4 protein-coding genes are annotated in these 7,249 nt (G+C 67.2%); 2 read left to right on the forward strand and 2 right to left on the reverse strand.

The window, feature by feature from the left end; translation table 11 throughout:
• A partial coding sequence (locus A5766_RS06145) for a peroxiredoxin (RefSeq protein ID WP_064864448.1) occupies positions 1-349 on the forward strand: 349 nt, incomplete at its 5' end.
• 36 nt (positions 350-385) lie between these two features.
• Positions 386-1,006: a TetR family transcriptional regulator gene (locus A5766_RS06150; protein WP_064864449.1), complete on the forward strand. Its 621-nt coding sequence runs from the start codon at positions 386-388 to the stop codon at positions 1,004-1,006.
• Positions 1,007-1,042: 36 nt separating this feature from the next.
• On the opposite strand, the gene acpS is transcribed toward A5766_RS06150, so the two are convergent.
• Positions 1,043-1,435: a holo-ACP synthase AcpS gene (gene acpS / locus A5766_RS06155; RefSeq protein WP_039856554.1), complete on the reverse strand. Its 393-nt coding sequence runs from the start codon at positions 1,433-1,435 to the stop codon at positions 1,043-1,045.
• A gap of 4 nt (positions 1,436-1,439) precedes the next feature.
• A partial coding sequence (locus A5766_RS06160) for a type I polyketide synthase (RefSeq protein ID WP_156527384.1) occupies positions 1,440-7,249 on the reverse strand: 5,810 nt, incomplete at its 5' end.

Here is a 7,249-nt window from a genome sequence, read left to right on the forward strand (position 1 = left end):
CCCCGCGGCGTCGACTCCCGGCTGCACCAAGCAGGCGTGCGACTTTCGCGACAACCTCGCCGAACTGGACGGACAGGGCATCGCCGTCGTCGGCATCTCCCCTGACAAGCAGGAGAAGCTGGCAAAGTTCGCCGACGCCGAGGGCCTGACGTTCCCACTCCTGTCCGATCCGGATAAGTCGGTCATGACCGCGTGGGGCGCTTTCGGCGAGAAGAAGCTGTACGGCAAAACCGTGACGGGTGTGATCAGGTCGACGTTCCTCGTCGACCACGGGGCCATCGCGCTCGCGCAGTACAACGTGCGTGCCACCGGGCACGTTGCCAAGCTCAGGCGCGACCTGTCGGTGTGACCCACAGACGTTGATCGAACCGAGCTGACCGAACCGATGAGTACCGAACCCCTGGTGCCGCGCAAACGCCCGACGCAGGAGCGCAGCAAACGAAAGTTCTCCGCGATGCTGGCGACGGCGCGGGACCTGCTGACCGAAGTGGGTTTCGAGTCGCTCACCTGCGAGGAGATCGCCGTTCGCGCCGGAGTGCCCATCGGAACCCTCTATCAGTACTTCGCCAACAAGTACGTCATCGTCTGCGAACTCGATCGACAGGACACGGTCGGCGTACGCGAGGAGCTCGCCGCCTTCGCGTCGGAGGTGCCGTCGCTCGAATGGCCGAACCTGCTCGAGAAGTTCCTCGACCATCTGGCGACCCTCTGGCGCGACGATCCGTCGCGGCGCGCGGTCTGGCTCGCGGTCCAGTCGACTCCCGCAACCCGCGCGACGGCATCACTCAACGAACGCGTTCTCGCCGAACAGGTGGCCCGCATCCTTGCTCCGCTGACCCCCTCGCAGGGAGATCGTCGGGAGATGATGGCGCAGGTGCTGGTCCACACCGCGTACTCACTGTTGAGTTTCTCGGTGCAGGACGGCCACGACCACGCCGCGACGGTCGACGAACTCAAGCGCATGCTCGCGGGATATCTCCTGCTCGAGGAGTCGACCGGCAGCTGAATCCGTTGCACGACAGACGGATTGCGCACCCTCCGGTCAGCTCCCCTCCAGGATCGCCACTGCGGCAGCCGTGTTCCCGTCGTGCGTGAGCGAAATGTGTACGGTCGTGTCACGAAGGTGTTCGGCGATCTCTCCCGACAACCTGATCGCCGGACGGCCCCAGGTGTCGGTGACGACTTCGATATCACTGTGCCGGATCAGCGGCAGCAGCGGCGAGCGCGAGAATCGGCTCACCGACCACGCCTTGACCACGGCCTCCTTCGCCGCCCACCGTGCCGCGAGGTGACGGGCGTCTTCGCCCGTACCCGTTGCCGCGTCACGCCGCTCGCCCACCGTGAACCTCTCGACGAAGTTCGTGCCGACCTGTTCGAGTTGGTCTCCGAACTCCGGGATCGACACGACGTCGATCCCCACCCCGAGTACGGCCATCGCGTCAGCGTCCATCGGCCGCGGCGCCGTATGCACCATCGGTCGTCAGCCGCGCACCCGGATCGAGCAGCAGTCCGGCTTCGGCATCATGCTCGTCGAGTGTGCTGTCGAAACGACGACCCGACGGCCGTCGGTACGCAGGCTCGCCGCCGCACATCGCGACCAGCCGCCGCTGTGCGCCATCACGTTCGCGGCGTGCCGCCCGATCGCGATAGCTCTGCGCCTGATCCGAATCCAGAGTTGCGACAAAGGCTTCCGGATGAACTATGGCGATCAGACCCGACACGTGGCCGAAGCCGAGGCTGGTGAGCAGACCCGCCTTGAGCGGGAATCGATCACCGAGCGCGAGCGGCTCACGCGCCCACACGAGGTGGGGGTAGTCGCGCATCTGCTCATCGACACAGTCGAGACTGCGGTTGGGTGGGATCACTCCGTCGCGCAGCACCTGGCAGAGCCCGATGAGCTGGAATGCCGCAGCGCCACCCTTGGCGTGGCCGGTGAGCGACTTCTGCGACACGACGAACAGGGGCGCGCCGGGCGTCCTGCCGATCGCGTCGGCGAGTCGTTCGTGGAGCTCGGACTCGTTGGGATCGTTTGCACGCGTTGAGGTGTCGTGCTTGGACACCACCGCGACGTCGTCGGCGCTCACGCCGAGCGCACCCAACGCATCGGCCAACGGTGACGCGAGCGCCCCACGTGCGGCGCCCAGTGCTCCGAGTCCCGGTGCGGGAATCGAGGTGTGAACACCGTCGCCGAAGCTCTGCGCCCATGCTACGACGCCGAGAACCGGCAATCCGAGCTGTGCCGCGACGTCGCCACGAGCGAGCAGAATGGTTCCGCCACCGGCAGATTCGACGAATCCACCACGTCGCCGATCGTTGGCACGCGAGTACCGGCGCTCATCGATTCCCCGTGCAGCCATCTTCGCCGACTCCGCGGTCGCCGACATGTCACCAAATCCGACGATGCCTTCGATACCGAGATCGTCGAATCCGCCCGCCACCGCGAACATCGCCTTGCCGAGACGGATCTTGTCGACGCCCTCCTCGACCGACACAGCGGCCGTCGCACACGCAGCGACAGGGTGGATCATCGCACCGTAGCTGCCCACGTACGACTGAACGACGTGTGCGGCAACGATGTTCGGCAACGCCTCCTGCAGGATGTCGTTGGCTTTCGCCTCACCGAGCAGCGTGTTGACGTACAGCTCACGCATCGACGTCATGCCGCCCATGCCGGTTCCCTGAGTGTTGGCGACGAGTCCCGGATGTACCCACCGCATCAGTTCCGACGGCGTGAAGCCCGATGACAGGAAGGCGTCGACGGTCGCGACGAGATTCCACAGCGCGACACGGTCGATGGATTCCACCATGTCGGGCGTGACACCCCAGCGAGTCGGGTCGAACCCGGTCGGAATCTGGCCTCCGACGGTCCGGCTCAGCTCGAACTTGCGGGGCACGCGGATCTCGGTGCCGGCCAGGCGCGTGACCCGCCAATCTCCGGTGTCGGAGATCGGAGCGATCCTGGTCTTGTCCGGATCGGCGGCAGCGAATGCCCTGGCCTGCTCTTCGGAGCTGACGGTAAAGCTCAGATCCTCGTCGAGGAAGATCGAGGTGAGCAGCGGCGAGGTGTTGTCGACCATCGCACCGTCGTCGGCGTAGCGTCGAATACCGCAGCGCTCGACGACCGCGTCGTGGTAACGCTCGGCGATGTCGGCCTCGTCGACCGGATCGCCACTCTCGGTGTCATACCAGCCCGGCTTCGGTGCATCGTCCCAGACGATCAGACCGGTGTTCCAGGCAAGCTCCAACACGCCTGCCGCGCTGAGTTTTTCGTCGACCTCCATCTCGAACCGGGTGCGCGACGAACCGTAGGGTCCGAGCTCTCCGGCGCCGACGATGACGACGAGGTCCTCGGGACGCGCATCGATCGACGGCCACGCGGGCGTCATCGATGCCGCGGCGCGGGCCGGCGCGGGCAGCGCAGCGACCGTCGCCTCGTCGAGTTCCTCCGTCTCGACCTCGCTCGCGTCATCCTGTTCGGTGGCAAGTGATTTGAGGTCGATAGACGGATCGAGGCCGCCGGTGAAGTCGGCGAGAATCGCCTGATCCCGCGCGGCGACGCGCTGCGCGGGAGTGCACAGTTCGAGGAGCTGTGCCGCCATCTCGTCTGTGCTCCACGTTCGCACGCCCGCGGCCTCCACGGCCGCGACCATGCCGTCGTTGTGACCCATCAGCCCGGTGCCGCGCACCCAGCCGATGAGCGCGTGCGCGAGAGTCGTTCGCGCACCCCATGATTCCTCAGCTCCCCAGCGGGTGACGAGCGCATCGAGTGCGGCCTTGGACTCGCCATAGGCCCCGTCCCCACCGAACATGCCGCGATTGGGCGATCCGGGGAGCACGACGTGCAGTCGAGCCGCGATGTCATGATCGGCGCCGATCTCACACAGCCCTGCGATGAGCCGCTCCACCGACCAGAGCAGGACCTTCATCTCGAGCTCTGCGCGCGCTCCGGCGTCGGTGAGATCACCGGCGACACGAGGTGCCGCGAACGGGAACAGCAGCGTCGGCTTCATCGTCGGCTTGAGGACAGCCGTTGTGCCGCCGATGTTCTCGGTCTGTTCGCTGCCAACCCATTCGACGAGATCGTCGACGTCGTTGTACGACGCCATGTTGGTCGGTGCGACCCACAGCGCGGCGTCGTGACGCGCGTTCTCGCGGTAGAGCTTCTTGTAGAAGGCGAGCTTTCCGGAGTCGAGCTTCGACGTCGTGGCGATCACCGTGGCTCCGCCCGCGAGCAGTCGGCCGATCACGCCTGCGGCGATCGACCCCTTGCCCGCGCCGGTCACCACTGCGACCTCGTCGGACCATTCACCCGAGTCCGGCGCCTGTGCTGCGGCGGCGATTGCGCCGAAGATCTGGGCGCGTGTCGCCTCGCCTGCGGCGAGAGCCTTGCCCTGCCACCACGTGGCATGTTGTGCGACAGTCTGTCCCGCACCCACGAAGGACTCGACGATCGTGTCGTGACGGTCGGCGAGATCGGCGTCGGAGGTCAGCCAGATCCGCACCAGATCCTCGCGACTCGTGGCCCACCGGTCGTCGACGAGGACGATCTTCTCGGCGTCGAACGCCGGCGCGACGGTGCGTGCCCAATCTGAGCCGAGTTCGGCACTGACCCGCTCGGCCAGCGCAGCGTCGACGTTCTCCGCGATCTCGGGCGCGGCGTCGTCCTCGGTGAGTCCGAGTTTGGCCAGCACCGTGTATGCGGCAGAGGCGAGCGCGCCGCTGCGTCCGGTCAGTTGCTCGGTGAACTCACCGAGTGCGGCCGCGTCGACCGTTGCGCCGCCGCCGGTGTCGGCCGCGGGCTTGGCGACCGCGATCCCGCGGGACGCACCCACCGCGGCCACCGCGCGGTCGACGAGAGCGTCGAGTGCGTCGGTGTTGGCGAGAGGTCCGTCGAGCAGATCGCCGAGGTCGCCGCCACGCACACTGGCTCCGTCGCGTGTGCCGAGAGCGAGCGCCACGGTGGCATGCAGCCCCCAGCCAGGACCTAGCTGCCACACACCGGTCACACGATCGGCGATGTAGGCCTGCCGCTTTCCGACGGGGCCGAGCACCTTGCGGATCTGATCGGACACGGCGTCGGTGAGGACCGCACCCAGAGGACGGTAGCCGCGCGCGAGGCTGTCGACCGTCGCGGCGAGCGCCACCATGTCGGCTTCCGCGGCACCGTCGATCGCGCCGAGTCCGAGTTCGGCACCGATATCGAGCAGGAGCTGGTTTCTCCGCGACGAGACGCCGTCACACAACGCCTCGATGGTGTCTGCCGAACCGATCTGCTCGGGGCGGATCTTGGTCCACAGCGCGACTACTGCACGAACCGCATCCGACGGCCCGAAGGAGACGTCGTCGGGCCGCGGAGCGCCCGCGGGCGCGCTCGGAGCCGCAGGCGCTGCTGCCGCGGGAGCGGGCGTGTTTGTCGCCGCATCTTGTGAAGCACCGGTGTCTTGCGCAGCCGCGTCGTCGGCGGGTTCGTCATCGAGCTCGGCACCCGCGTCCTTGGCGAGGATGACATCGGAATCGCGCTCGAGATTCACCACTTCGGTTGTCGCCGAACCGTAGTCGTCGAGCTTGAGGGTGTTGGTCGCCAGGCCTGCGAGCGTCGGCGCACCCTTGAGGCCGATCTCGACGAACCGTTGGATGCCGAGGCCACCGCGTTCGGCTGCACCGAAGAGGAGGTCCTGCGTCTCGATCCAGCGCACGGGACTCGCGAACTGCCACGCGAGCAGCTCGATGAGAACGATGCGCGCCAAACCAGCCGGGTCAGCCGCATGGGTGTCCCAGTCGGCGAGCACGGCGTCGAGCGGCTCGGACGGCACCAGCGCCGCGATCTCTTCGACGAACGCGCGGTCGAGTGTGAACAATCGCGGCATGAGATTCGGGATGTAGCGCCCGACGAGGATGTCGGGATCGATCCGTGCGGGCAGCAGTTCGTCGAGCTTGCCGCGGAACTCGGGCACACCGGCGCGCAGCACCGTCGAATGGAACGGGACGTCGATGCCGGGTACGAGGATGAACGATCGCTTGCCGCCGAATTCGGTTCGACGACGCTCGATCTCGTCTTCGAGATGTTCGAGACCGCGAACGGTACCCGCGATGGCGTATTGCGAGCCGAGAAGGTTGAGGTTGACGACCTCCAGGAACTCGCCGATCGACTCCCCGACCTCCGCGACGAACGACTCGACGTCGGCGTCGGCGAGGCCGAACTGACTCGGGCGAATGGCCGCCATGCGATAGTCGCTGCGCCCCAGTTCATCTCGCGGGACCAGATGGTGCATGGCCTCGCCGCGCTGGAACACCACCTCGAGGACGGCTTCGAGTGGGAGCACTCCCGCGCATGCCGCGAGGGCGTTGTACTCGCCGACCGAATGCCCACAGGTGATGGCACCGTCGACGAATCCGCCTGCTTCCTTGAGCTCAGCGATCTGCGCGACGCCGAGCGTCGCCATCGCGACCTGGGTGAACTGGGTCAGGTACAGCACACCGTCGGGGTGGTTGTAGGTGGTCCCGTTGGCGACGAGGGTTGTGGGGTTGTCGCGAACGACCGCGAGAATCGAGAACCCGAGAGCAGCACGTGTGTGCTTGTCCGCGCGGTCCCAGATGGCCCGGGCGGCTTTCGAGCGCGACCGGGCGTCGAGCCCCATGCCCTTGCTCTGGATGCCCTGGCCCGGGAAGGCGTAGACGGTGCGCGGAGCCGCAAGAAGTCCCGTGGCACTCATCACCAGGGTGTCGCCGACCTTGCAGGTCACCTCGACGACCTCGCGGCCGCGATCGAGACCGACGCGGTCGACGCGGACCGAGACCGCATCTCCGGTGCGGACCATCCCCAGGTAGCGAGCCGTCCACCCGACGATCGGGCGTGGCGACGGGGTGCGATTGCGTGAATCGGCCGCGGTGACGACGTGCTGAGCGGCCGCCGACAGCCACATGCCGTGCACGATCGGCTCGCCGAGTCCTGCGAGCTTCGCGGCACATGCGTCGGTGTGGATCGGATTGCGGTCACCCGAGACGGCAGCAAACGCACCCATGCGCGTCGGCGCGGTGATCGTCGCGGTACGCAGCGGCTTCCGGGTGGCCGACGCCTCGTCTGTGATCGCTCCCCCGGCGCGCTGCGGATCGTCGAGTTCGGCATCGCCGATCCGGCCTCGGATGGCGAAACGCTCTGTCATACGGGCGATCTCACCGTCCGGTCCCGACACCTCGACGGCGACGTCGATGACGCGTCCCACGGTCGTATCCCGGACGTCGCCCGCGC

The sequence above is a fragment of the Gordonia sp. 852002-51296_SCH5728562-b genome, from assembly GCF_001665475.1.
Lineage (GTDB): Bacteria > Actinomycetota > Actinomycetes > Mycobacteriales > Mycobacteriaceae > Gordonia > Gordonia sputi.

Coding starts and splice junctions, on each gene's coding strand:
- acpS (WP_039856554.1), bottom strand. CDS start 1,435: ATGGCCGTACTCGGGGTGGGGATCGACGTCGTGTCGATCCCGGAGTTC.
- A5766_RS06150 (WP_064864449.1), top strand. CDS start 386: ATGAGTACCGAACCCCTGGTGCCGCGCAAACGCCCGACGCAGGAGCGC.